We start from the raw sequence: 26718 nt of genomic DNA, 5'->3' as shown, positions 1-26718 counted from the left end.
TCCTCGGTTATATGCCCTAATTTTACGAGATTCGTCCCGAGCCTTCCGCCGCCCTTCTTCTGCAGTTTTAAGGCCTCGTTCAACTGCGCCTCTGTGATTATTCCTGAGGTTATGAGTATCTGTCCTAATTTACCTGCCATGTTTTAATTTTACACCATACAGAAACCATTATGGAAGTATAGAGGGGGAGGGGCAGAATTCCGCTGTCTTCCTTCTTGACTAAACCGGCTTTATGAATTACTCTAATTCACATGAGAGTTACAAGTTAGAAGTTAGAAGTTTTTAAAGACCTATATTCTTAATTCTTAATTCTTAATTCTTAATTCTTAACTCTTAACTCTTAACTCTTAACTCTTAACTCTTAACTCTTAACTCTTATTGTTAACTGGAGGCATAGATGCGTTTTTCAAAAATGTTCATCCCGACACTGAGAGAAGTTCCTGCAGATGCGGATGCAGTCAGCCACAGGCTTATGCTCAGGGCAGGTTATGTGAGGCAGCTTGCTGCCGGGCTGTATATATTTCTTCCCTTGGGCTGGAGGGCGCTTGACAGGATAGATGCGATTTTAAAAGAGGAGATGGAGGCTATCGGCGCTCAGGAGATATCAATGCCTGTGCTTCATCCTGCAGAGGTCTGGCAGCAGACCGGAAGATGGAATACAATCGGAGATGAGATGTTCAGGCTTAAAGACAGGACAGGCAGGGACATGTGCCTTGGCATGACGCATGAGGAAATAATGACCTGGCTTGCATCCATGGAGATTCGCTCATACAGGGATTTGCCTCAGATATGGTATCAGATTCAGACAAAACTCAGGGATGAGGCAAGGCCCAAGAGCGGTGTTTTAAGGACCAGGGAATTCATCATGAAAGACAGTTACAGCTTTGACGCTGATGAGGAGTCCCTTGAAAAAAGTTATCAGCTCCATGCAGCAGCATATCATAAAATATTCGCAAGATGCGGCTTGAAATTCCATCAGGTTGAATCAGACCCCGGCATGATGGGAGGCGCAGTTTCGCATGAATTCATGGCGCCGAGTTCTGCGGGCGAGGACGAGGTAGCATTATGCGATAAGTGCGGGTATTCTGCAAATGTTGAGCTTGCACAATCAGTCCCTTCAAAAATCAAGAGTGAAGACTGGGAATTTGAAGAGGTTCACACACCTGAAAAACGCACAGTTCAGGAAGTTTCAAATTTTCTAAAAATTAAACCTGAATACTTTATTAAGAGCATACTTGTTATGGCGGACAAAACACCTGTGCTTGCGCTTGTGCGTGGAGATCAGGAACTTCATGAAAAAAAGCTTGCAAAGATTATTGGCAGTCACAGGCCTGCACAGAAAACAGAGGTCAAGGAAATTCTCGGTGTTGAGGCAGGGTTCATCGGGCCCATGAACCAGAAGATAAGAGTCATTGCTGATTCGTGTTTGCAGGAAGGGGTTTATATCAGCGGCGCAAACAAACAGCATTATCATGCAAAAGGCATTAAACAGGAGAAGGACTTTAAGGCAGAGTGGCATGACATACATCTTGCAAAAGGAGGAGACGCATGCCATAAATGCGGGGCAGAATTAAGAATAGAAAAATGCATTGAGATAGGGAACATCTTTAAGCTTGGGACAAAATACTCAGTGCCGCTAAAAGCATTTTATCTTGATGAAAACGGACAGGAGAAACCGATTATCATGGGAAGCTACGGAATAGGGCCTGCGCGTATAGCAGCAGCGGCAATTGAGCAGAACAATGACAAGGACGGAATCATCTGGCACAAGAGCATTGCGCCTTTCGACGTTGAGCTTCTGCCTCTGAACATGAACGATTCAAAGACAGTTGAAATTGCGGAGAAGCTCTATAAGGAATTGAAAGAAAAAGGCATTGAGGTCCTGATGGATGACCGTAATGAAAGGGCAGGAGTCAAGTTCAAAGACGCTGATTTAATCGGAATCCCGACTCAAATAATCCTCGGCGAAAAGAACCTCAAAGAAGGACTTGTTGAGATTAAGGACAGAAGGACAAAAGAGGCGGTTAAGGTGAAAGTGGAAGAGGTAATAGAAAGGGTTTCGGTCTAAGCCTTCCCTCCTCATTGCACTCATAAACACATCATTTCTGCCCTTTTCTTCTCGCAGTGATGATGAAAAGGATAAAGAGAAATGCGGAAAGAAATGCCGTAATAGAGCCGTAATAAAAAGTTGCTTGAGCGCCATACTTGTCCCATAGCCATCCGCCTACAACGCTTGCGGGAAATATTGCGAGGCCTGTAAATGTATTGAAGATGCCGTAGCCTGTAGCCCTGAACTTGTCCGGGATTAGAGTTCCGAGATATGCCTTCTGAATCCCTTCTGTCAGCCCCATAAAAACTCCGTATAAAAGAAATAATCCCCAGATATGTTTTTGTTCTGATGCAAAAGCAAATCCCCAGTAGATAAACCCAAAAAGAATAAAGCCTGCAAGTAGTATCCTTTTTCTTCCAATCCTGTCAGACAAGATTCCCGCAGGAATTGCAGTGAGGGCATAAACAAGATTGAAGCAGAGATAGATTATCGGTATCTGCGTTTCTTTAACGCCTGTGTCTGTAGCCCTGAGAATAAGAAACACATCGCTTGAGTTGCCTACTGCAAATAGCGTTGCAATGGCAACAAAGGCCTTGAAGCGCCAGTCAAAATTTTTCAAAGGGTTTGTGTCAGTGTCAGCTTTCGGCGTCGGGTTTTCTCTGGTGACACTGTCACTATTCACTGCTCCTCTGCTTCCTTGACCCCTTTCTCTTATAAAGAAAACAATTATCAGCACTGCGATTATTCCATGTATCATGGAAAACCAGAAGACAAGCCGGTAATTGCCCGTGAAAAGCAAAAGCAGGATGAATGCTATCGCAGGGCCGATAACTGCCCCAAGCGTATCCATTCCCCTGTGAAATCCAAAAGAGCGCCCGAGATTTTTATGCGGAGTTGATTCAGCAATTAGCGCATCTCTTGGAGCGCCTCTTATGCCTTTCCCGAATCTGTCAGTGAAACGAAATACAAGGACGTGTCCCCAGAGTGTTGAAAGCGCTATTATCGGCCTGCTCAATGTTGAGATGCCATAACCAACAATAAGGAGGATTTTTCTCTTGCCGATTCTGTCAGAGAACCATCCTGAAAATACTTTTAGAAGACTTGCGGTGCTTTCCGCTATCCCCTCTATAAGCCCGATAACTGATTTATTTACGCCAAGAACAGAACTTAAAAATATTGGAACAAGCGGATATATCATCTCGGAGCTCATGTCCATGAAAAAACTCACAAGCCCCGCGAAAAAGACATTCCGTTCTAAGCCAATGATTTTTTTATCTGGCATTGCTTTCAAAGTTCAGGATAAATGTCAGCTCTCTTTCAAAAATTTCTCTCCGACAACATTCATTGCCATTACTCCTATCGGCGCGGTAAAGAGTATGGACAAGACAGCAACAGCAAGTATTACTTCCCCTCCTCTGACGCCAACAGAAAGGGGAACTGAGCCTATGGCAGCCTGTACAGTTGCCTTTGGAATGTATGATACTATGCAGAAGAGTTTTTCCCTTAGGACAAAATCAGTCTTGATGAGAGAGACATAAACCCCGATGCTCCGTGCAGCCAGACCGATAAGTATTATTGCAAGGCCTGCAAACCCTGCATCACCTGCAACATGGATGTTGACCTGTGCTCCGACAAGCACAAAAAGGATAATCTCTGCAAAGACCCAAATCTTTCCGAGCTTCTGCGACACCTTGTGCGCAATGGGTTCTGATTTTTCAAGGAGGATAAATCCTATAGTCATTACACCTGAGAGCGCAGAAACAGGGATAAACGGCTTTAAGAATTTTTCAAGCCAGGTAAGAAGAATGGCTGTGCCGATAACTATCATGCCTTTCTTGGTTGCCCTTGGCTGATACTTTTTGAATACCCAATAAAGCATGAAACCTGCTGCCGCTCCGAGGGCAATGCCTGCCGCGAGAGAGATGGGAATTTCCAGAACTTTAAGGAAAATATTTCCGCCTTTACCTTCAAACAAGCTGATTAGTGCAGAGAAAACAACTATGGCAAACACATTATCAAGAGATGACGATGCAAGAAGCAAAGTTGGTATCCCCTTCTTTGTCCCCTTGTTATCTTCAATGAATTTCAGCATTGCGGGCACAACAACCGCAGGCGACACAGCAGCGATAATAAAACCGAGCAGGGCAGATTCAAGAATGCTCATCTTAAAAAAGAATGCGGTTATAAGCGTAATCACCGCTCCTTCAAAAACAGCAGGAAGAAACCCCATAAGAATGGCCGTCTTGCCTACTCTATTAAGCGTATCTCTTTTTGTAGCCAGCCCTGCCCTTAAAAGAATAACTATCAGCGCTATCATCCTGAAGTCAGATGATACTTTCATCAAAACAGGGTCTATAAGATTAAAGGCATAAGGCCCCAGTAATATTCCCGCAAACAGCATACCGATAAGACCCGGAAGCCGCAGCTTTCTGAACAGATAATCAGAAAACAGCCCCAGAAGGATTATCCATGCAAGGCTTACTGTCACTCAGCACCTCCATAAACTAAAAAACTCCTGCCCTCATAACTGAGAGTAGGAGTCATCAGTCCCGATAAGATCGGGGCGGTTAATGGCGAACTCCATCGCCGATGCTAAAATAGCATAATATAAACAGCAATGTCAAAAAACTTTTATCTTTTTATAGAAAAACGGCTTAAGAGTTTTAAGAACCGTGACTGACATAACAGGCTTCAACAGCCATGAGAAGACAGAACCGCTTCCAAGACAGCGTTTGCAATACGGATGAACAAGCTGAAATTTTTTAAACCCCTTCATTATCTTGCCCATTTCCTCTGACGAAAGGACTTCTTTAAGAGATGAATTATTGAGATTGCCGACCTTTGTGCGGCTGTTAAAATCCACACAGCACAGCGCTACATCACCATTATGCAAGATACTGAAATGGTCTCTCATCCCGAAACAGTAGCCTGCCCATGCATCATAAACCTTTCCGCTGTCAAAGGCGTGTCCCCAGTCTTCAAGCATATATGTCTCAAAAAAAACATCAGGATAAATCTCCACGACATTCCACTTGTAGGAAACAAGGGATTTTATACGCCTAATTGCTTTCTCTCGCTTTTCTGATTCAACGCCGAGAATGTCGTATATGCGACGAGCCCAATAGCTGAAGGTATCTCGCAATTCTTCTGTTGATGACATGACCCTTACCGGCCCGGCTTTCTTCTCTATGTTTTTCTGGGGGAATCTTGTATTCAGAAACCTGAACTTAAAAACCGTGCCCCTTCTCTTTGCCATATAGGAAGAGAAAAAGTTGAGAATGCCGCTGAGATACGAATCAAACGTAAGCGCATTTGCCTTTCTGAGGGCAAAGGATTTCGCATCAGGCGTCTGAAGGGAAATATCTATCTGATGGAGGTTGTAGTCCAGAAGGCGTTTTCCCGTCTCGCCTCCAAGCCTGCCTCCGTTTGTGGTAAGCCCCACCTTCGCACCTTTATCTTGGCTGTAAGACAGTATCTCAAAAAAATCAGGATGCAGCGTCGGTTCTCCCATTACATGAAAGGTAATCTTATCGCACAGCTTGTTTTCCTGAATCTCATCAATTATCCTTTTGGCAAGTTTCGTATCCATATAGCCGTATGGCCTCTCCATTGCAGACTTCGGACAGAACACACAGTTAAAATCACAGATGTTTGTGAGTTCTATATGGATTCGCTTGAGGGGGACTTCTATATGGCCGAAATATCTTTTTCCCATTTTATCTTCTCCGCCTCTGGCGGAGCCTTCTGTTATTATAATTTCCCTCTTACTATTAGAGCAATAGCACAGTAGCTCCCGAAAAATAGACATAGAAAGTTGTCATTGCGAGTGAAACGAAGCAATCTCAAGCTTTTACAGAAAGATTGCCGCGAACCCTTCGGGTTCTCGCAATGACAGGCAATTCAAGCGTTTATAGTGCTATGTCTATTTTTCGGGAGCTCAGTAGAGCAGCAGTTTTTCAGAAAGATTGTTTCGGACTGCTGGTCTACTGCTCTGCTGCTCTAAAATATACCCGTGAATATTGCTGAAAGACAGCCACAGCCTCCTGAAATGGTATTTTAAGGTAGAGGATAAATGGTCTATATTGAGTTAAAATATATTCATGGGAATTGATTTAAGCAGAGACAGACAGCTTGCGTCTGCCGCAGGCGAAGAAGAACTTAAACCTCTTGTATATCACAAATCCTCTGAGGTTATTGCAATCCTTATCAACAACAAAAACCTTACCGAAGACCTTGCTTCCGTAATAGCCGGCAGAAGGAATATTGAGTCCGGGATTCTTGAATCCTTATCGCACCATGTCAGATGGAAAGACAGCTATAAAGTCAGGCTTGCGCTCTGCAAGAACCCCAAGACTCCGCAAAAAATGACATTCTCCCTCATTAAGTTTCTGAGAGTTTTTGACCTCACTGACTTAACACGCAACAATGTGCTCCCTGTAAATGTAAGAGTGAGAATTGAAGGAGAAATCAGCGAAAAGATTCCTGCAATGGCTCTCGGCGTCAAGATAACGCTTGCAAAGAGGGCCAGCAGCAATGTGCTCATGAAACTCATTGAAGAAGGGCTGAGAGAGGTTGTTGCTGTCTGCCTTGACAGCCCTTACATGACAGAGGGGGATATATACAAAATTATAAGTATGAAAAAAATATCTCTCCACATAATCAGGCTGATAGCAGAACATCCCAAATGGTCGGCGCGGTATCAAATCAGATGGGCGCTTATCATTAACAAACATGCTCCGCTTGCCTGTGTCGTGAAATTTCTTGAGGATATGAAAACAACAGACCTCAAAGAACTCTATGCAGCGCCTGATGTCCCTTCATCCACAAAACCATATATTTACAGAGAGCTTCTGGAGAGAGAAGAGGGTTAGAATTAATCACGCATTCCGAAGACATTTCTCCCCTAAAAGTTTTATAATATAACTGCGTCTGATTTTAATTGTAAAAAGGAGCAGCCATGTATTATAAAGAAGTCCGCAGGTATCTGAGGTATCCGGTGTCCACCAAAGCGGTGATTACAAGGAAGGATGAGGGCTTATCTGAGAGACTGACCATGCAGGTAATCAATATCTCGCAGGGTGGGATGGGGGTTTATTCAAACATGTTTATGAAGAAAGCTGCTCCGGTCTCTGTTGAGCTTTTATCCTATGCCCACGATGGGATGACAAAAGCAGACATTTTTGAGGGGAGGATAGCCTCGGTCTGTTCGCAGGGGAGAGATTATTTCGTGGGTATCACCTTTGACAGGGAAATATCCTACGATCGCTTTATCGATATCATCAGTTGAGAGAATGTCAAAGCCTAACAGCGCCATAGTGCCATAGCCAGAAGTCCAAACGTACAATAGTGCAGAAGAACAAAAGTTCCAAAGTGCTATAGTCGAACGTACAGAAGAGCGTGAATATCAAAAAACTTTTGAACTTCTGACTTTTGAACTCTTAAGCTGCTTCTACTTTTTCCTTATTTACTTTTGCAGCCCTTTTGAATACGAATTTGCCGTTCTTAAAATCAGCCCCAACAACATCCCCTTCTTTAAATGTCTTGTCAAGGATGCTCAAAGCCAAAGAATTGAGCATCTCCTTTTGGATGGCCCTTTTTAACGGCCTTGCTCCGTAAACAGGATCAAACCCTGTCTCTGCGAGATGTTCTTTTGCCGCATCTGTCAGGGTTATATCTATATTCTTCTCCATTATGTATTTCTTCATTCTGCTAACCTGTATCTCAACTATCTGCTTCAGAAGCTGTATTGAAAGGGGATTGAATATCACAATCTCATCAACCCTGTTGATGAACTCAGGCTTGAAGAATGCCTTAAGGTCTGCCATTACCTTATCCTTCATTTCTTTATTATCCTCTTCTTCGGCAGTGCCCCAGTATGCAACAGGCCTCTTCGTCCTCTCTGTAAGGAGTTCCTGTATATGCATGCTCCCGATATTTGACGTCATTATCAGAACCGTATTTCTGAAATCAACTGTCCTGCCATGCCCGTCTGTAAGCCTTCCGTCATCAAGCACCTGCAAAAGAAGATTAAAGACCTCCGGATGCGCTTTTTCTATTTCGTCAAAGAGCACCACGGCATAAGGCCTTCTCCTGATGGCCTCTGTAAGCTGTCCTCCTTCTTCATATCCGACATAGCCCGGAGGCGCGCCGATGAGCCTTGAAACAGTATGCCTCTCCTGATACTCTGACATATCAATGCGCGCCATTGCGTTTTCATCATCAAACAAAAACTCCGCCAAAGCCCTTGCAAGCTCTGTCTTGCCGACACCTGTGGGGCCGAGGAATATAAAGGAACCGATTGGACGGTTAGGATCCTGAATCCCTGCGCGTGAACGCCTGACTGCATTTGAAACAGCCCCTATTGCCTCATCCTGCCCCACAACTCTGAGCCTGATCCTTTCTTCCATCCTGAGAAGTTTCTGAATCTCTCCTTCAAGCATCCTTGATATAGGCACGCCTGTCCATTTTGAGATGACCTCTGCTATGTCTTCTTCATCAACCTCTTCTTTGAGCATCTTTCTTCTTTCCTGAACACCGGCAAGTTTTTTATTTTCACCCTCAAGTGATTTCTGGAGTTCAAGGAGCTTGCCGTACCTCAGCTCTGATGCCTTTGTCAGGTCTCCTTCGCGTTCAGCGCGCTCTGATTCTATCTTTGTCTTTTCAATCTGCTCTTTAATATCTCTTATCCTTGAAATTATCTCTTTCTCAGCAAGCCATTGCGCCCTGAGTTCGTCTCTTCTGCTCTGAAGCTCTGCCATTTCCTTTTTTATCTTATCAAGTTTTTCCTTTGCGTCTTTTGACTCTTCCTTCATAACAGCCTGTTTTTCCATCTCATGCTGGCGGAGTTTTCTCTCAATTTCGTCAAGCTCAACAGGCATGCTGTCTATCTCCATCCTGAGCTTTGAAGCTGACTCGTCAATTAAATCTATCGCCTTATCAGGAAGAAACCTGTCAGAGATATATCTGTGAGAAAGAACAGCGGCGGATATCAGAGCCGAATCCTTTATCTTAACTCCGTGATGCACCTCGTATTTTTCCTTGAGCCCGCGGAGGATTGATATTGTGTCCTCAACAGAGGGTTCTTTTATGTAAACAGGCTGGAACCGCCTTTCTAATGCAGGATCTTTTTCTATGTGTTTTCTGTATTCATCAAGCGTTGTTGCGCCGACACATCTCAGTTCTCCCCTTGCAAGCGCGGGTTTGAGCATATTGGATGCATCTATCGCTCCCTCTGCTGCGCCTGCGCCCACAACTGTATGAAGTTCGTCTATAAAAAGTATAATCCTGCCCTCTGCCTGCTCTATTTCTTTCAAAACAGCTTTGAGTCTCTCTTCGAATTCTCCTCTATATTTTGAGCCGGCAACAAGCGCTCCCATATCAAGTGCAACGACCTTTTTATCTTTTAATGTTTCCGGCACATCTCCTGCCACAACCCTCTGCGCAAGCCCTTCGGCGATAGCGGTCTTACCAACACCGGGCTCTCCTATTAAAACAGGATTATTCTTGGTCCTTCTTGAAAGCACCTGTATAATGCGCCGTATCTCATCATCCCTTCCGATAACAGGGTCGAGCTTTCCTTTCCTTGCAAGCTCTGTCAGGTCGCGGCTGTAACGTGCAATAGCCTGATATTTATCCTCAGGGTTCGGGTCTGTTACGCGCTGCGCGCCTCTGATTTCCCGCATCGCAGACATTGCCTTGTCAGCGGTAACACCGTATCTTTTTAATAACCCGGCACAAGTTCCGTCTGCGGATATAAGAGAAAGCAAAAGATGTTCAACGCTCACGTATTCATCTGTAAGATGTTCTGCCTCTCTGAAAGCGCCCTCTATGGCATTTTTCAATCTCTGTGAAATATATATCTGTCCCGCTGGAGTTGCGCCAAGCACCTTCGGGAATTTTTCTATCTCCTCTTCAACATCTCTCTGAAAAGCATTTGAATCAACTCCGAGCCTCGTCAATATCTGATGCGCAATTCCCTCTTTATCATCAAGCAGGGCAAACAAGAGATGCTCCGGCTGGAGTTCCTGATTCCCTTTTCTTTCGGCAAGCCTCTGCGCCTCCTGCACAGCCTCCTGACTCTTTATTGTCAATTTATCCATCCTCATTATTTATTCCTCCTCACCGGTCGTGTCATTCCGCACTTGATGCGGAATCCAGTCTTTATTTTTTCTGGATTCCTGCCTTCGCAGGAATGACTTTGAAATATTTATTCCCCCTCAAAAATCCTCTTTATCCTTTCTTCAAAATCATGCTGCATATCCTCATCAAGCAGGCGCATCATCTCTTCCATCTCATGCTGCAGCGCCTCACCCCTCTGTCTCATCCTCAAAATAATGTCCACGCCTGCCTTATTCACACCGAGTTCTTTGGTAAGGCTCAGCACAAAGTTAAGCCTTTCCACATCCTCTTCAGAATACAGCCTCAGCCGCTTGGTCCTTCGGGGTATTACAAACCCTTCCCTCTCGTACATCCTCAGTGTCTGAGGATGCACTCCGAGCATCTCTGCCACAACGCTTATCACATATAAAGGCTGTTTCTTGTCCCTTTCGGTCATGGCCTCCTCCAAACATAAAATAACCAAATCCTAAATTCTAAATCCCAAACAAATTCTAAATTCAAATCTTCAAAACCATTCTGTGTTTGTTTAGAATTTCGTGCTTTGAATTTAGAATTTTTCATGAATGTTTCCTCGCCATAATATCTTTCCTGAGATTCTCCTTGTATAGTGCCTCTATCTCTTTTATCGCCTCTTTTGCCCTGCTGTTTATATCTTTCGGCACAACAATCTTTGCGATGACATATTGATTGCCCCTCCCTGCTGTCCTCGGCGAAGAAAAACCTTTTCCGGAAAGCTTAAACTTCTGCCCCCCTTGCGTCCCTGCCGGGATAGTCATCACTGCGCTTCCATCTATTGTAGGGACTTCAATCTTTGCGCCGAGCGCTGCCTCGCCAAATGTGATTGGCAAATCCACATAAATGTCGTTTTCCTTTCGCGTAAATACAGGATGCGGCCTTACAGTCACCTCTATACGCAAATCTCCCGGAGGGCCGCCTGCCTCGCCAACGCCCCCCATGCCTTTAAGCTTCACTATCGAGCCTGTATCAGCGCCCGCAGGTATCTTTACCTTTATTGTATCTGTCTGAAGTGTTTTTCCCCTGCCGTTACACGCCCTGCAAGTTTTCGTAATCTTCTTTCCGCTTCCTCCGCATGATGTGCATGTCTGGGACATCCTGAAAAAACCTTTTGATGTTTGAAGCTTCCCGCTTCCTTTGCATCTATCGCATGTTTGATAGGACTCAGCGCCTGCTCCATTACATATCCTGCACAGGGTTTCTCTTGTAATGGCAACAGAACGCGTAACGCCTGTGAATGCATCTTCCAAAGAGAGCTCAATAGCCATGAACATATCAGCGCCTTTTCTCGCGAATTGTCCATACCTTCTGTCTGCTCCAAAGATGTCAGAAAAAACATCCCCGAATCCGCCAAAATCAGAGGTCTCGCCGAAATCAGGCCTTGCCCCTTCAAACCATGGCCCGCCTGCCTCAAAAGGAGATTTGCCGAACTGGTCATAATCAGCCCGCTTTTTTTCATCGCCGAGCACACTGTATGCTTCGTTTATCTCCTTGAATTTATGCTCTGAGGTCTTGTCGCCGGGATTAAGGTCAGGGTGATATTTTCGCGCAAGCTTCCTGTACACCTTCTTTATCTCATCCTGAGAGGCGTTTTTGTTTACGCCGAGCATCTCATAGTAGTCTTTAACTGCAGGCGCCATTTATCCTCCGATTTTATCCTTATAATAACCTTATCAAACCCCAAACCTAATTTAAATACCTAAAAACAACGCGCCACAAGATTTCACTTCGAAAATGTCATTCTCTGGCTTGACCAGAGAATCCAGTTCCTTTTCTTCTGGATTCCCCGATTAAATCGGGGAATGACGAATGACATTGCAATTTACACTGCTCCTTGTGTCTCTTTGATACGCATTTGTTCATATAATAACAAGTGAGTCAATTCGTGTCAAGTAAATATCAATGATATTAGTAATTCACAGCTAAAAAGTGAGCAGATTGCTTCAGGATAAGTCTCTTCGCAATGACAGATTACGAAAGCTTATTTTGTCATTGCGAGCGAAGCGAAGCAATCTCATTTGAATAGGGTTTTTCAGCAGTCTCAATTTGCTTTAATAGACGCCTTGTTCCAGATCATTTATCAATTTCTCTATCGCCTTGTATTCCGGATTCTCTCTCTGTAACTGCTTTGCAAAGAGTTTAGCTTCCCTTTTTTTGCCGGCAAAAGCCAGAGTGCGCGCATATTCTATTTTGACTGAAAGAATATGCGGATTCCATGTCCGTACGTGTTCCATCCATTGCAATAATGTTTCAGGATCAGCAGGTTTCTCCAATAGAGCACGACGGTCACGGTGAAGACGAAGGCGTTCAAGAAAATTATCCGGATAGTACGTATTTGCGTCTGCTCCTTTTGCAAAGACATTGTCTGCAAGAACAGCTAATTCACGGTTTTGCAGTTCAACTGCCTGATCCATTAGGATTATCCCTTCGCACCAGTAATAATATGCATTCCCCGGGATTAACCGCTGAGCCAGCCTGAATTTCTTCAGCGCAATTTTGACATTCCCTTTGCTTAACTGTTCAAGACCCTGATTGGAAGCAAACTGAGCAATCGCCGGCTGCAACAGCCAGAATAGAAGCACAAAGGCTGCCAATATTTTTACCACAATTAATCTGATGCCCATGCGCTCTATGAACGAACTTATGGAAGGAATAAATTTTGTTTTTGGGATTGAACTATCTCTTAAGAGGTTGTTGGCAGTGCCGAGATAGGCGCCTGACAGGAACTGCAATGCCGGAATATACAGCGGAAAATCCACTGCTGCATGGCTGAAGAGAGAGGTCATGGCAGCGCCAATTACACCCAGCCAAGCCGGATTTGGCATGGAATTAATATCTGAACGTTTTTTCCACAGGCTTAGATAAAGGACACCAATTACGGTAAGCAATGCCAGAAAACCCGGCAGTCCTGTTTCAAGCCATATCTGCAGGTAATCGTTATGTACAAATAACGCAGCCTTGTCAAGAAACGGCGGTATCTTATACCGGTGGAAAACATAACCGAAATTAAAATAGCCGTAGCCCCATAAGGGATTGTCCTTGATTGCCTGCCATGCGATAGTGTAAAGTTCAAGACGGTTAGAGGTGTTGCCTTCCATGATTGCTGCCTTCACGTCATCACCGCTCCATGAAGGGGAAAACTGGAAAATAAGAACAACAACAGCAAATCCCAGCGCCAGCCGCGCCCAGCGGATATGACTCCTTTTCAATTGCCCCTGTCCGATGAAGCTAAACAACGCTAAAAACAACATTCCAAAGGTCAGCCCTAAATAGCCTCCACGGCTTTGGGTAGCCATAAGCCCTGAAAAAAATAACATGGCAAGCCAATAAGTAAGCCGCTGGTTGATGCCTGAAAGATACAGTGCTGCGAATGAAATCAGAAAAAGGTTTATCCCTGTCGCAAAGGTATTGGATGTATAAAAAATTGCACTTGCCCTTCTCCCTTGATCAACAATATATAAGAAGCCTGTAAGATGCTGAATAAGCCCCCATATAACCAGCAGGGTAAATATGAATGCGGCAACCTTAAAAAATCGCTCAATGGTTAAGACATCCAGACGTGAAAACACGATAAAGGGGAGAATAAAAAAAAGAATATTAAATACAACCTCGCCGTGATAAACATTGTTAAGAACAACACCGTTAATAAATAGGATAAAGACATAGATTAGGAACGAGCTGGATAAAAGAGTAAACGGAAATGGCTGATCGTATTTCTTTAAAAAGAGCATTACAAGACATGCTGCAACCGTCCACCAAAGCATCCATCCTGAAAGGACAGAAATAACAAGGATAAATATAAACCCGACAAAAAAAAATAAAAGGGGCATTGCTGCCCCTTTTGAGAAATATAATCGTGTCATTTAGCTCATTTTCTCAAATTTCTATCCTGAGCAGTACGTGGTGCTTATGTTGAAATTGTAGATAGACCCTCCTGTGTACGTCGCTGTAGCAGCAGCGCAGTTGCCGCCAAAAGTTATGTTAGCCCTGTCATAGTCAGTTTCTGATTGGAGCATTGCGTATGTGCTTGAAGTTCTCGTGCTTGCAAATCTAATGAGACCTGTTGACCTGACTGCTCCGATAGTTGCGGTAGCCACGGCTGTTTGTGCATCTCTTTGAAGGTCTACATACCTCGGCACTGCCACTGCAGCCAGAATACCCAGAATAATGATAATCATTACCAGCTCAATCAGCGTGAAGCCTCCCTTGTTTTTTAACATCATTCCTAATCCTCCTTCTACTTTTTTTTAGTTTTTTCACTTCTCTTAGCCAGAACAATAAGCAGAGTTTATGTCGAAATTGTAGATAGACCCTCCTGTGTACGTCGCTGTAGCAGCAGTGCATGAGCCGCCAAAAGTTATGTTAGCCCTGTCATAGTCGGTCTCTGATTGGAGCATTGCGTATGTGCTTGGAGTTCTCGTATTTGCATATCTAATGACAGCTGTTGACCTGACTGCTCCGATAGTTGCGGTAGCCACGGCTGTTTGTGCATCTCTTTGAAGGTCTACATACCTCGGTAATGCTATTGCAGCCAGAATACCCAGAATAATGATAATCATTACCAGCTCAATCAGCGTGAAGCCTCCCTTGTTTTTTAACATAATCTTGTTCCTCCTTTTAAAAATAAGATTCCCGACAAGCGGGAATGAGCCCTGCATTGTTCTCTATAGAAGCAATGTCCATGCCTGAAAATAATGATTTAAAATCAGTCAGTTATATATTTAGATATCTGGTTTTTGAGTAAATATTTACCCAAAATGTTACCCCTGCATGATAACTTCTGTCACTGCCTTCTGCGCTGCCTCAGAATCCCAATAGGCATATATTCTTGTTGCATCATTCCCAACCCTATCAATTAGATATGGACTGCCAAAAGATATAAATATCTCAGTCTTGTCTTTTAATTCCGTGATACATTTTAAAAGCCAAGGGCTTGTCCCTCCCTTCCATGCCCTGATGCCTGAAAAAACAGCAACAATCAATTCTCTGTTTTCAGGGATGTTATTTAGAGAAACATTTCTTTCTGCCTTGAATCTTAAAAATTCCAAATTGGGATGCCTGAGTTTTAGCCTGTCAATTAATGTCTTGCTTTTATTCTCCATGTCATCACTCAAAATAATCAGCAATGGATTTTTCATCAGTTTTATCTGCCCGTCTATTTTTATAGACATCTTTGTAATTTTCTCAGCAAGCCGCCCATTCTTTTCAAAATCAGGAACAACAGAAGTTTTTATTTTTTGGGGAAATAAGCTTTTTCCTGAGCGCTGAAAGCCGACTGCCGATAGCTTTTGTGCAAGATATGCCGCAACCCTGTCAGGGTCAGCCGGGTGAAGCAGTATATCAACGCCTGCGTTAAGCACCATAAGAGACGCCTCTTCCTCCGAATATTTCCCTATGCCTCCCATGTTCATAGCATCCGTGATTATGATGCCTTTAAACCCGAGTTTGTTTCTGAGATAACTGACAGCCTTTTGCGAGAGCGACACAGGGATGCCTGACGGGTCCAACGCCGGGACATTCAGATGACCGAGCATAATCATCTTTACGCCTGCTTTAATCGCAGTTCTGAATGGCGCAAGCTCTGTCTTTGATAGAGCTTTAATATCTTTTTTTATCTTTGGGAGTTTTATGTGCGAGTCTGTTTCCGTATCGCCGTGCCCCGGAAAGTGTTTGCCGCAGGCAGTAATGCCATGAGACTGAAATATCTTTATCATCTCGCATCCGAAAAAAGATACGCTCTCAGGGTCTTCTCCAAATGCCCTTGTTGAGATAATCGGATTTCTTAGATTAGTGTTTATGTCCAGAACAGGGGCAAAGATTGTATTTATACCAGCATACCTCGCCTCAATTGCAATAGTTTTAAAAATTTTTCTTAAAAGTTTTAACTGTGAACCGTGAACCGTGAACCGTGAACTGTCTTTTTTGACTGCGGATGCCACTGCCATTGCAGGCGGGAATATCGTGCCTCCTTCAATATGCTGTCCTAATCCCCGTTCCAGGTCAGAGGCAATGATTAAACAGCCGTCCGCTTCCTTCTGAAGTTCTCTTATGCCCTGCCTGACTGTATTCAGTTCTCCTCCGAAAACAATGAACCCTGCAATGCCTTTTTTTACAAGCCTCAGGTAATAATCAAAGTCTTTCTCAATATCCCTGCCGTTAAGGCGTGCGATTATGAATTTATAGAAGTTCATGGTGTATTATATCAAGAGAAAAAAATTAAGAGTTAAAAGTTAAGAGTTAATTGATTTAACTTTCAACTTAAAACTTCTAACTTCTAACTTTTTACTCCGGGGAGGGCTGATGGGTTTGTTTGACAGGCTGAAACAAGGGCTTGCAAAAACAAGAAAAGGGTTTATTGAAAAAGTTGAATCTGTTTTAATGCATGGAAAGATTAACGAAGAAGTTGTCAACGAACTTGAAGAAATACTTATAACATCTGATATCGGAGTGTATGCCGCGGCAGAAATTGTCAACTCCTTGAAAGACAAGATTAAAAAAGGCGAGGTCAAAGACAGCATTTCAGCAAAAGAGTTTTTAAAGAGGGAAATGATTTCTCTGCTCGGCTCCTCTTCGCCTGTTGTCCTATTCGGTGAGAAGCCGTTTGTTATACTTACAGTCGGTGTTAACGGCGTGGGCAAGACTACTACTATCGGAAAACTTGCAAGCAGGTTCAGGTCAGAGGGGCATTCAGTTTTATTTGCCGCATCCGACACCTTCAGGGCTGCTGCAATAGAACAGCTTGAGATATGGGCTGAAAGGTCAGGTTCTTCTATTGTCAAACACCAGAGCGGTTCGGACCCTGCTGCTGTTGCATATGATGCGATAGAGTCTGCAAAACATAAAAAAATTGACATTGTTATCATTGACACAGCAGGCAGGCTTCATACAAAAAGTCCTTTGATGGAGGAATTAAAAAAGGTTAAACGTGTTATACAGAAATCACTGCCTCATGCGCCTCAGGAAGTGCTGCTTGTTGTTGATGCAACCACAGGACAGAATGCACTAAGGCAGACGCAGATTTTCAACGAAGCAGTCGGCGTTACAGGTATTGCGCTCACAAAGCTTGACGGCACGGCAAAAGGCGGAATCGTATTTGCGATAAAGAAAGAACTCGGAATACCTGTCAGGCTTATAGGAATCGGCGAAGGGATTGACGACCTCAGGGACTTTGTTCCTGAGGAATTTGTGGAGGCGCTTTTTTCATAAACTCAATCCATATCGGCAGGGCTGCCCTTGAACCGGCCTCTTTTTTGCCGATTGGCTTGTGGTTATCCCTTCCGGCCCAGACGCCAACTGCAAGCCTGTCATCAAAACCTATGAACCATGCATCCGTATAATTGTTTGTCGTGCCTGTCTTGCCGTAAACAGGCCTTTTCAGTTCTTTTGCACTCTGTGCAGTCCCCTCTTCAACAACAGCCCTGAGAAGAACCTTCATCTCTTCTGCAACCTTTTCTGAAAGCAGGTCTTCTACTTCTGGCCTTGTTTCCTCTACGATTCTTCCGTCCCTGCCAATTATCTTTTCATACAAAACAGGTTTTACTCTTTTGCCGGAGGCAAACGCCGAGTATGCTGATACCATCTCAAGCAAAGTAACATCAGAAGCCCCAATCGCAAGAGATGTGTAAGGTTGAAGTTCACTCTTTATGCCGAGCCTCTTTGCCACTTCTACAACATTTTTTATCCCAAGCTTATCTGCAAGCCTTACAGTAGCGGAGTTCAGAGACTGGGCAAGGGCGGTCTTAAGTGTAACGCTTCCATGATAATTGCCGTCATAATTTTTTGGAGACCATAGTTCCCCGGGTTTTGAACCCTTCAAAAAAATAGGAGAATCATCTATTTTTTCCTGCGACGTCATCCCTTTTTCAATCGCAGCCGTATAAACAAATGGCTTAAATGCAGAGCCGGGCTGTCTTAATGCATGAGTTGCCCTGTTAAACTGGTTTTTCCAAAAATCAGAGCCGCCAACCATTGCCTTTACATGTCCTGTTTTAATGTCTATGGCAACAAGCGCCGCCTCTACGCCGGGGCCTGCCCTTTTTCCTATAGAGGAAAGCCCCTTTTTAACCGCGTCCTCCGCAGCCTTCTGCAGGCCTGCGCTGAGAGTGGTATATATCCTGTATCCTGAAATGTACAATTCGTCTCCGTATTTATTCTCAAGTTCCTGCCTGATGGCTTCTATGAAATACGGCGCATTATATTTTCTGAAATTGGGGGTCACAGGCAGGGGAAACTCGTCAGCCTCCTTAAATTGAGCCTCTGTTATAAATTTATTCTTCAGCATTTCTTTCAGAACCTTTCTTCTCCTTTCCTTAGCTTTATCAGGCTTTTTAAAAGGAGAATACAGCGACGGAGCTTTGGGCAGAGACGCAAGGAGCGCCGCTTCAGCTATATTAAGCTCACCTGTTGATTTCCCGAAATATGTCTGTGAAGCCGCCTCAATGCCATAAGCCCGTGTTCCGAAATAAGCCTGATTCAGATACAGGCCGAGTATTTCATCTTTTGTATAGCGCTTTTCTATCTGTATGGAAATGACTGCCTCCCGGATCTTTCTTTTTATGCTCCTGTCAGGCTTAAGAAAAAGCATCTTTGCAAGCTGCTGGGTTATCGTGCTTCCTCCCTGGACAATGCTGCCTGCCTTAACATCATAGTAGAGAGCCCGCATAATCCCTGTAACATCAACTCCATGATGCTTGTAAAATCTTATATCCTCAATAGATACAAAGGCCTTCTTGACATGCTCCGGTATCTTGTAATGGGGGATAAAGGTCCTTCTTTCAAGATATAACTCCGCAAGCAGTTCTCCTTCGGAGGAATAAACATGAGAAGATTCTATCGGCTTATATGCTTCAAGCGCCTTTATCTGCGGAAGTTCGGACAGCATCCAGTAGATGGAACCTATAATTATGCCGGCAGCCGCAGAAAAAACAGACAGGAGCGCGAAAAAAATCCGCATCTTTGAAATTCTGTTTTTTTCCGCATGTTTGAGTTCCTGCTCAAGCTTAACCATCTATAGTTAATTATAATTGAAATGTGCGCTGTTTTTTGTTAAAATTTAAGATGTTGGAAGAACCCAAAAGAGCAAGCCTGCTTCTCAGAAGTGTTGCAAAGACAATTGACCTTATAATTGTCGCTGCTGCGGCAGAGATTATCCCGAGGGCAGGATTTTTTGCCGGACTTGCTTATCTGTTAATCAGCGACGGGCTTTTTAATGGCAAGAGTCTCGGGAAACAGCTTACAGGATTAAAGGTTGTTTCCATTGCAGCCGATAAGGCATGTTCAGTCAGAGAGTCAATATTGAGAAATCTTGTGCTGTGTATCGGCGCAGCGCTATGGAGAATCCCATTAATCGGATGGGTTATTACGCTGCTTGTAGTGGGGTTCGAGTTCGTAATGCTTCTCGGGAGCAAGGAAGGAATGAGGCTTGGCGATGAGATTGCCAGGACAACTGTCATAGAAGAAATTAAAAGTTACAATACAGAAGGAGAGAAGAAATGTTCTTAAACAATATTCTTGGTTTATTCTCAAATGATCTTGCCATAGACCTTGGCACCGCAAACACTCTCGTATTTGTTAAAGGCAAAGGGATTGTATGCGATGAACCCTCCGTCGTTGTTATAAGGAAGGATACTAAGAAACCTATTGCAGTCGGCGCTGAAGCAAAAAAAATGCTTGGCAAAACCCCTGTGAATATAATGGCTATACGGCCCATGAAGGATGGCGTTATAGCAGACTTTGACGCCACAGGAGAGATGCTCAAGTATTTCATTGCAAAGGTGCATAACAGACGCAGTTTTGTATCTCCGAGGATAATCATAGGAGTCCCGTCAGGCATAACACAGGTTGAACAGCGCGCTGTAAAAGATGCAGCACAGGCCTCAGGCGCGCGGGAAGTCTACCTGATCGAAGAGCCTATGGCTGCAGCAGTCGGTGTGGGTCTGCCTGTAGGTGAGCCGTCAGGGAATATGATTGTTGATATCGGAGGAGGCACCACTGACATCGCAGTTATCTCTCTTAACGGCGTTGTCTATAGCAAGGCTGTGAGAGTGGGCGGCGACAAAATGGACGAAGCGCTTATTGCCTATATGAAGCGGCGTTACAACCTTATGATAGGCGAGAGGACCGCAGAACAGATAAAGATAGAGATAGGGTCCGCATACCCTTCAGACGGAGACGGCCCCTGTGAAATGGAGATAAAAGGAAGAGACCTTATATCAGGTATTCCGAAAACCATAACCATAAACGAGGATGAAATACGGGAGGCCATTAGCGAATCTGTAAATATAATTCTTGATACGATAAAAGTCACACTTGAGAACACACCGCCTGAACTTGCAGCAGACCTTGTGGACCACGGAATCGTGCTTGCAGGCGGCGGAGCTCTTCTAAGGGGGCTTGACGCCTACATAAGAGAAGAGACCGGACTTCCTGTAATAGTGGCCGATGACCCCCTGACTGCAGTTGTGAGAGGAGTCGGGAAGATGCTTGACGACTTTGAACTTCTAAGAAAGATATATATTAATTAATGCCCAAGAAGAGGTTTTTGCTTTTTTTTTCTCTTATCATTGTGTCATTCATTCTGATGACATACCAGATTAACAGGGGATTCTCCAATCCCCTGCGCCTTATAAACTACCCTGTCAACATTGCGAATGACGCCATCAATTCTATCTGTTCAAAAATAAAAGGCGCCTTTAAAAAGATACAACTGCGCGATGAAGAAAACAGGAGATTGAAGCTGGAGCTTGATAATCTGCTTATGGAGCGGCATAAATACAAGGAAGCAATTCTTGAGAATGCAAGACTCGGAGAACTGCTGGCGCTGAAAGAAAAAGAAAAGAAATACGTCACTGCTGCACGGGTTATCTCCAGAGGCAATGACCAGTGGACCAACACGCTTGTAATAAACAAAGGCCTGAATGACGGCGTAGAAAAGGATATGACAGTGATAACCGGCAAAGGGCTTGTAGGCAAGGTTTTTTCCGCATTGAACTCTTACTCATATGTCCTCCTGCTCAATGATGTGAATTTCTCGGCGGCAATAAGGCTTCAGGAAAGCAGAACTGAAGGAATAATCTCCGGAACAGGTTCAAAAACCTGTATGCTGAAATATGTCTCTCACGAATATGAAGTAAAAGAAAACGAAATGGCGCTTACCTCAGGGCTTGACTCTCTTTTCCCTCCCGGCATACCTGTCGGCGCTGTAACCGGAATCGCAAAAAAAGGCGCGGGCCTTTTTCAGAACATAGAGGTTACTCCGTTTCAGGACAGCACAAAACTTGAAGAAGTCGTGATAGTAGGACGATGAAGAAAATTATTTTGCTCCTCATCATAATATTTTCAGCATTCCTGCTTCAGAGCAGAATATCAATTCTTGGCGCACAGCCTGATTTAGCGGCAGCTATTGCCTATTATTTCGGGCTAAAAAACGGAGAAGCCAAGGGCCTGCTGTTCGGTTCATTTATAGGGCTTATAGGCGACAGTCTTTCCGGAGGTATTTTAGGTCCCAATATCTTAGGGAAAGGCATGGTAGGCTTTCTTTCCGCTTTTATGTCATCCGCCTCTGGCGGAAGTTTTTTCAGGTGGACGCCGGTTCTTGGAGTAATAGGCATTTCCCTATTGACTGCCATCAACGGCATAATTGTATTCCTTTCTATAACAATATTTGAGCATATGCCTACTTCTATTCCAAGCGCAATGTCCATAATATTTACCGCTGCACTCATAAATTCTTTACTCGGTATATTCTTGAGGCCTCAAAATGAGCAATAACAGCAGAGACAGAATATTGCTGGCAAGTTATGTCATTATCGGGTTATTCGCGCTGTTTGCAATCAGGCTGTGGCAGCTTCAGGTTCTTCAGGGAAAAGAATACGGAAAAATATCCATGGGGAACATGCTCCGTATAATTAAAAGCCCTGCTCCCAGAGGAATAATATATGACAGAAACAGCGCTCCCCTGGTAAAAAATTCTCCATATTTTTACGCTTCACTCATGCCCGATAATTTAAAACAGGTAAATATACAGTATTTAGCTGATATTCTTGGAATCAACGCCGGTGATATTTATGCCAGAATAAACAAAAAAGGACTGAGTCCGTTTGAACCTGTAAAACTTAAGGAAGGGCTCACGTTCAAGGAAATAGCGGCGATAGAAGCAAGGCGCTCAGATTTTCCGGGATTGATAATTGACATTGACATGAGCCGTGAATATCTGTACGGAGATATCGGAGCCCATATCATCGGGTATCTCGGTAAACTTAACCCTTCCCAGTCAAAAAATCCGGAATTCAAAGATGTGCCGCCGGAGGCATTTATCGGACAATGGGGCGCAGAGCTTTTATTTGACAGGACTCTGCGCGGAATACCAGGAGAAAGGATTATAGAAATTGACGCCCTTGGAAGAGAGATAAAACTTCTGCAGGAAAACCCTCCTGTTAAGGGAGAAGACTTAAAATTGAGCATAGACATTAATCTGCAGAAAGCTGCGGAAGAGGCCTTTGCAGGAAGAGCAGGGGCAGTGGTTGCTTTGAAGCCTGACACAGGAGAAATACTCGGGCTTGTGAGCAGGCCGTCTTTTGACCCTAATCTGTTTGCGCGCGGCGTCAATTACAGTCAGTGGACAGCGTTGATTCAGGATAAAAAAGTGCCTATGCTTAACAGGGCGCTCCAGAGCCAGTATCCGCCGGGGTCAACATTCAAGATTGTCACGGCTATTGCAGCGCTCAATGAAGGAGTAATCACGCCTGACACAAAAGTTACCTGCACCGGAGGAATAACCTACGGGAAGTGGCAGTTTGGCTGCTGGAAAAAGGGCGGACACGGAACCGTTTCTCTGCACAAAGCTATAGTTGAATCATGCGATGTTTATTTTTATGAAGCAGGAAAACGTCTCGGAATAGATAAAATTGCAGAGTATGCAAGAAAACTCGGACTCGGAAGCGAAACAGGATTGCAACTGGTAAAAGAGCGCTCAGGACTGATACCGGACACCAAGTGGAAGCATGAGAAAAGAAACCAGCAGTGGTATCTCGGTGAGACATTCAATGCAGCCATAGGCCAGGGCTATGTATCCGTCACCCCAATGCAGATGGCTCAACTTATGAGCGTGGTTGCCAATGGAGGTTTAATATACAGGCCTGTAATGGTTAAAGCAGAGACGCCGTTACAGCCTGTTGCGAGTGTGAATATAAAACCTCAGGTTTTTGACCTTGTAAGAGACGGCCTTTACGGTGTTGTAAATGAAGGCGGCGGGACAGGCGGAGCGGCAAAATCATCTGTTGCGCCCGTTGGAGGGAAAACAGGCACAGCACAGGTAGTAAGCATAAGGAAAAGCTCACATCAACTGCCTGAAAAATTTCGTGACCATGCGTGGTTTGTGGCATTTGCGCCTGTAGAAAAACCCGCGATTGCACTATGCGTTTTTGTTGAGCACGGCGGCCACGGCGGCGGAGCCGCAGCTCCTATTGCAAAGCTGGCAATAGAAGCGTATCTGAAAAATAAACAGAACAGTAGCTCAGTAGCACAGTAGCGCAGTAGTTAAAGATTTCTGCACTAAAGACTGCTGCTCTATTGCTCTGCTGCGCTGATGGTTAAACTTATGTTGAACATAAAAATAAACAGGCGGTTGATTAAAAATTTTGACTGGGGCACCTTCTTCATAGTAGTACTTCTGTCTATTATAGGCATAATGACAATATATAGCGCCACACGCCCCTTGCTTCCTCATGAACAGCCGAATTATCACATAAAGCAGATATACTGGCTGCTGCTTGGAATCACAGCGCTGTTTTTTATCGTGAGTTTTGACTATATCTGGATGAGCAGATTTGCTTATCCTGCATATGCGGCAGGCGTAGTCCTGCTTTTAGTGGTCCTCTTAGCGGGGAAGACAGGCATGGGAGCACAAAGATGGCTGACCATCGGGCCGCTTTCTTTTCAGCCGTCCGAAATATTCAGGCTAATGTTCATAATAGTCATAGCGCGGCATTTCCTGGAACTCAGCGGTACAATGGGATTGGCCTCTATTATAAAAATTTTTCTGGCGTTCACGTTTATCCCGTTGATAATCCTGCTCAAGCAGCCCGACCTCGGCACCGCAATTATTCTCTTGATAATGTTCTTGTCGCTCAGCATTGTGAAAGGATTACAAAAAAAAGTTGTCGTACTTCTGATTGTAATCGGAGTGATCTCAATCCCATTCATCGGCAACATAATGTGGGAAGGACTGAAAGATTATCAGAAAAACAGGATTGTTGCATTCATGGAGCCTGAGGCAGATCCGGCAGGTATCGGTTATCACATAAACCAGTCAAAGGTTGCTATAGGCTCAGGCGGTATTCTTGGAAAAGGCTACATGAAGGGAACGCAAGGGCCGTTCAGGTTTCTTCCGGAGAAACAGACTGATTTTATCTTTGCGGTATTCGCAGAGGAATGGGGGCTTGTTGGAAGCATTTCCCTTCTGCTTATCTACCTCGCCTTAATCCTGAGGGGACTCGATACTGCATTAAAGGCAAAAGATGAATTCGGCAGGCTCCTCGCTGCCGGAATAACAGCCATGTTCTCAACCTACTTCTTTATAAATGTAGGCATGACTCTCGGCATTATGCCTGTAGTCGGCATTCCCCTACCTTTTATGAGCTACGGCGGCACAGCGCTTCTCTCAAACTTCATTGCAGCCGGCATCCTCATAAACATAAGGACAAGGAGATTTGAACTCTTTTATTAAAAGCGTGGCTTCTGTTATAATTATTAGCTCTCAAGCTGACAGCTATCAGCTATTAGCTGTTTGTGAGGCGGTGTAGCTCAGTTGGTTAGAGCATGCGGCTCATATCCGCAGTGTCCGGGGTTCGATTCCCTGCACCGCCACCATTTTTTTGACAATTTATGCTTCCATAATATAAGCACACTGGGTCAGAGAGGATTTCTCACAGAACTTCGCATTTTTAAGAAGACGGCATGGCTGATTGTTTCAATTGGTAATTAACACAAAAAACAGCGGAGGATGTAAGACGTCCGCATTCTTGCCCTTTTAGTTTCTTTCCCGCACCTGTTCTTCCGATATTATCCGGAAGTTAATTGTTTAGTTATGGACGCCCCCATCTTGCCCCACATCTGGACCTTCCTCCTTACTTGTCCCGAATAAGTGGTATAGTTCGGCGGCACCAGGAGCTTTGATATCAAAGCGGTCCTTATAACTCTTGAGGGCAATATCTGTGTACTCGCAAATTCCTAACGCCGCTGAACCGAAATAACGGAGGTAGCCTACCTCAAAACGATATTGTGAACTGCCATCAAACTCGGTGAAAGCTTGAACAAGTTCCGAAAGAGAGACAACAACCTCCATTAGGTCAGAAAACATTCTAATGTTATCGAGGGGTATACGAAACTGACCATCAACAAATAGCACAAGCTTTAAAGCCTCGATAATAAATTCAGAAACCATTGTTCTGGCCTGATCCCTAGTGATTTTCCCTTCCGTAAATCTGTTTCTGATGTCAACTGCCCGGAACATCAATTCACCGTTTTTCTTGCCAAATTTGGAGAGAAACTCTGAGTTGAGGGAGTAGTCACCATCCTTAGACCTTGGATATATGACCGAATGAAAGATTCTCGGATTGTGAGCTGATAAGAAAGATTTCTTAAAGGTCTCAAGTTCTCTACAGTGTTCCTCGAACTTGTCCATGTGAGTGTAATGATTAACGAAGATGTTCTGCGAGTTCTGAAGGGATATTAGTCTGGCCGACTGCCGTGACCGATGATTTGAAGCTACTAATGCGACTGAGGGGAATATCAGCGCAAGGATACCAAGAGGGACCTTGAAGATATCGAGAAAGAGATTTGTCCCGATCCACGAAAAATCCCATTGAAGTGGCGTTTGGGTACGGATTACGCACCCGAGACCAGAAGAGATCACGATTGGGATAGTAATTGAGGCCCAAAAGGATCTTAACTCAAGAAGTTCTTTTTCAGCGCTCATATGGCCATCCCCTTACCAAGCTGGTATTTTCTGGTTTTATGACTAGAATATAGCATAACGTTGCGCAAATAAAAAAGAAAAAAATCTTTTAAATCAATGGAAAGCTATATACAATACTTGGCTTTTTGCGGTAATATGGACTAAAAGCGAAAGGTCGTAAAATATGGGGAAATTGTCACCGCTGATGAAACACACAGAATATGCTGATACAGCACACATGTGCATTACGTATAGAAGCCTGCAATCTTGCGTGAGACGAGTTATCGAGAAGTTGGAACGTCAGAATGTGAAAAAACGTACGCCAATCCTATTTTAATTTTTATTCTAACTTTTCCTTTGCATCAATTATATAAGCCAACTCATGATCACGTTTTAATTTGTTGTAAGACACGTAACTTCTTATAAGTTCAATGGAGACATTGTCCTGCTCGACTTTTTCGGAACAACTATTTCGAGTTTAAAGTTAGTCCCACCAGATTTTCAAGTTTATAATAATTAGCCGGGATATCATATCCCAGCGCCTCATGCGGCCTATAGGTATTGTATTTTATCCTGTAGG

General features: G+C 44.1%; 23 protein-coding genes and 1 tRNA gene. 11 read left to right on the top strand and 13 right to left on the bottom strand.

Going from position 1 to position 26718, the window contains the following annotated elements:
* Positions 1-140, bottom strand: a 140-nt coding sequence (locus HY035_03740) for a general secretion pathway protein GspE (GenBank protein ID MBI3377501.1), incomplete at its 3' end; no start/stop codon positions are given.
* 257 nt (positions 141-397) lie between these two features.
* Between HY035_03740 and HY035_03735 the strand changes: the two genes are divergently transcribed.
* Positions 398-2068 carry a proline--tRNA ligase gene (locus HY035_03735; GenBank protein ID MBI3377500.1) on the top strand — a complete coding sequence of 557 codons (1671 nt, stop codon included), beginning with the start codon at positions 398-400 and terminating at the stop codon, positions 2066-2068.
* 31 nt (positions 2069-2099) lie between these two features.
* On the opposite strand, the gene HY035_03730 is transcribed toward HY035_03735, so the two are convergent.
* The 3 genes from HY035_03730 to HY035_03720 form a co-directional block, all read right to left on the bottom strand.
* On the bottom strand, positions 2100-3332 hold the full coding sequence (locus tag HY035_03730) for an MFS transporter (protein MBI3377499.1): 1233 nt from the start codon (positions 3330-3332) through the stop codon (positions 2100-2102).
* Between the two features lie 24 nt (positions 3333-3356).
* Positions 3357-4538 carry a cation:proton antiporter gene (locus HY035_03725; GenBank protein MBI3377498.1) on the bottom strand — a complete coding sequence of 394 codons (1182 nt, stop codon included), beginning with the start codon at positions 4536-4538 and terminating at the stop codon, positions 3357-3359.
* A 132-nt stretch (positions 4539-4670) separates the two neighbouring features.
* Positions 4671-5765, bottom strand: coding sequence for a radical SAM protein (locus tag HY035_03720; GenBank protein MBI3377497.1), 1095 nt, complete (start codon positions 5763-5765; stop codon positions 4671-4673).
* Between the two features lie 385 nt (positions 5766-6150).
* On the opposite strand from HY035_03720, the gene HY035_03715 reads away from it, so the two are divergent.
* Both HY035_03715 and HY035_03710 read left to right on the top strand, forming a co-directional pair.
* Complete coding sequence (locus tag HY035_03715) at positions 6151-6921, top strand: hypothetical protein (protein ID MBI3377496.1); 771 nt, start codon at positions 6151-6153, stop codon at positions 6919-6921.
* A gap of 86 nt (positions 6922-7007) precedes the next feature.
* Positions 7008-7337 carry a PilZ domain-containing protein gene (locus HY035_03710; protein ID MBI3377495.1) on the top strand — a complete coding sequence of 110 codons (330 nt, stop codon included), beginning with the start codon at positions 7008-7010 and terminating at the stop codon, positions 7335-7337.
* A 151-nt stretch (positions 7338-7488) separates the two neighbouring features.
* On the opposite strand, the gene clpB is transcribed toward HY035_03710, so the two are convergent.
* The 7 genes from clpB to HY035_03675 all read right to left on the bottom strand — a co-directional run bounded on the left by clpB (position 7489) and on the right by HY035_03675 (position 16374).
* Positions 7489-10155, bottom strand: coding sequence for an ATP-dependent chaperone ClpB (gene clpB, locus HY035_03705; protein ID MBI3377494.1), 2667 nt, complete (start codon positions 10153-10155; stop codon positions 7489-7491).
* Between the two features lie 101 nt (positions 10156-10256).
* The gene (locus HY035_03700) at positions 10257-10604 is read right to left on the bottom strand and encodes a MerR family transcriptional regulator (GenBank protein MBI3377493.1); all 348 of its coding nucleotides are present in this window, start codon (positions 10602-10604) and stop codon (positions 10257-10259) included.
* A gap of 121 nt (positions 10605-10725) precedes the next feature.
* Positions 10726-11823 carry a molecular chaperone DnaJ gene (dnaJ, locus tag HY035_03695; protein ID MBI3377492.1) on the bottom strand — a complete coding sequence of 366 codons (1098 nt, stop codon included), beginning with the start codon at positions 11821-11823 and terminating at the stop codon, positions 10726-10728.
* A gap of 411 nt (positions 11824-12234) precedes the next feature.
* Positions 12235-14013 (bottom strand): O-antigen ligase family protein, encoded by a 1779-nt coding sequence (locus tag HY035_03690; protein ID MBI3377491.1) that lies wholly within the window; start codon positions 14011-14013, stop codon positions 12235-12237.
* 54 nt (positions 14014-14067) lie between these two features.
* Positions 14068-14403 carry a prepilin-type N-terminal cleavage/methylation domain-containing protein gene (locus HY035_03685; GenBank protein ID MBI3377490.1) on the bottom strand — a complete coding sequence of 112 codons (336 nt, stop codon included), beginning with the start codon at positions 14401-14403 and terminating at the stop codon, positions 14068-14070.
* Between the two features lie 45 nt (positions 14404-14448).
* Positions 14449-14784 (bottom strand): prepilin-type N-terminal cleavage/methylation domain-containing protein, encoded by a 336-nt coding sequence (locus HY035_03680; protein MBI3377489.1) that lies wholly within the window; start codon positions 14782-14784, stop codon positions 14449-14451.
* Between the two features lie 159 nt (positions 14785-14943).
* Positions 14944-16374, bottom strand: coding sequence for a hypothetical protein (locus HY035_03675; protein MBI3377488.1), 1431 nt, complete (start codon positions 16372-16374; stop codon positions 14944-14946).
* Between the two features lie 109 nt (positions 16375-16483).
* On the opposite strand from HY035_03675, the gene ftsY reads away from it, so the two are divergent.
* Entirely contained in the window at positions 16484-17389 is a 906-nt protein-coding gene (gene ftsY / locus HY035_03670; GenBank protein MBI3377487.1) for a signal recognition particle-docking protein FtsY, read from the top strand.
* Here ftsY and HY035_03665 read toward each other — a convergent pair.
* Entirely contained in the window at positions 17343-19190 is a 1848-nt protein-coding gene (locus HY035_03665) for a penicillin-binding protein 1A (protein MBI3377486.1), read from the bottom strand. The genes ftsY and HY035_03665 overlap by 47 nt on opposite strands.
* Positions 19191-19225: 35 nt before the next feature.
* On the opposite strand from HY035_03665, the gene HY035_03660 reads away from it, so the two are divergent.
* The 7 genes from HY035_03660 (at position 19226) to HY035_03630 (ending at position 25051) form a co-directional block, all read left to right on the top strand.
* The gene (locus HY035_03660) at positions 19226-19684 is read left to right on the top strand and encodes an RDD family protein (protein MBI3377485.1); all 459 of its coding nucleotides are present in this window, start codon (positions 19226-19228) and stop codon (positions 19682-19684) included.
* Complete coding sequence (locus tag HY035_03655; GenBank protein ID MBI3377484.1) at positions 19675-20706, top strand: rod shape-determining protein; 1032 nt, start codon at positions 19675-19677, stop codon at positions 20704-20706. The genes HY035_03660 and HY035_03655 overlap by 10 nt, the downstream gene beginning before the upstream one ends.
* Positions 20707-20723: 17 nt before the next feature.
* Entirely contained in the window at positions 20724-21488 is a 765-nt protein-coding gene (gene mreC, locus HY035_03650; GenBank protein MBI3377483.1) for a rod shape-determining protein MreC, read from the top strand.
* Positions 21485-21952, top strand: a complete 468-nt coding sequence (locus HY035_03645; protein MBI3377482.1) for a hypothetical protein — start codon at positions 21485-21487, stop codon at positions 21950-21952. The genes mreC and HY035_03645 overlap by 4 nt, the downstream gene beginning before the upstream one ends.
* Positions 21942-23711 (top strand): penicillin-binding protein 2, encoded by a 1770-nt coding sequence (mrdA, locus tag HY035_03640; protein ID MBI3377481.1) that lies wholly within the window; start codon positions 21942-21944, stop codon positions 23709-23711. The genes HY035_03645 and mrdA overlap by 11 nt, the downstream gene beginning before the upstream one ends.
* A 69-nt stretch (positions 23712-23780) precedes the next feature.
* The gene (rodA, locus tag HY035_03635; GenBank protein MBI3377480.1) at positions 23781-24908 is read left to right on the top strand and encodes a rod shape-determining protein RodA; all 1128 of its coding nucleotides are present in this window, start codon (positions 23781-23783) and stop codon (positions 24906-24908) included.
* Positions 24909-24974: 66 nt separating this feature from the next.
* Positions 24975-25051 (top strand) — tRNA-Met (locus HY035_03630).
* Positions 25052-25262: 211 nt separating this feature from the next.
* Here the strand turns inward: HY035_03630 and HY035_03625 are convergent.
* Complete coding sequence (locus tag HY035_03625; protein ID MBI3377479.1) at positions 25263-26159, bottom strand: hypothetical protein; 897 nt, start codon at positions 26157-26159, stop codon at positions 25263-25265.
* Between the last annotated feature and the right edge of the window lie 559 nt (positions 26160-26718).

It is taken from the genome of Nitrospirota bacterium (genome assembly GCA_016195565.1).
Lineage (GTDB): Bacteria > Nitrospirota > Thermodesulfovibrionia > Thermodesulfovibrionales > UBA1546 > UBA1546.
Note: the sequence above shows the minus strand (reverse complement) of the source record. Positions and strands in the feature narration are given on the sequence as shown.